This window comes from Parendozoicomonas verongulae (assembly GCF_009711465.1).
GTDB classification, from domain to species: Bacteria; Pseudomonadota; Gammaproteobacteria; order Pseudomonadales; family Endozoicomonadaceae; genus Sansalvadorimonas; species Sansalvadorimonas verongulae.
Map to the genome: position 1 here is coordinate 1 of NZ_SMME01000039.1, position 215 is coordinate 215.

The window sequence follows — 215 nt, forward strand, 5'->3', positions numbered from 1 at the left end:
TCATTAACCGTCAGGTGCGAAAATGTGTTGGCAGCCTCACTGTATAACTGTTCGGCCAGCTGCCTGCGTGTCTCTGGAAGCGGGCAGCTCTGAATCAAGCAGTGGACCAGGGCATCCAGTGCGGCTTCGTCTGGTGTCTCGAATGACTCCGGGAGAAGAGAATCAATCTCGCTCTCAAAACTATCGATAGGACAATGCCGTGCCAACTCCCAGAA

General features: G+C 53.5%; 1 protein-coding gene. It reads right to left on the reverse strand.

All coding sequences use genetic code 11. From position 1 onward, the window contains the following. The coding region (locus E1189_RS24095; protein WP_230459773.1) for a hypothetical protein at positions 1 to 215 on the reverse strand (215 nt) is incomplete at both ends.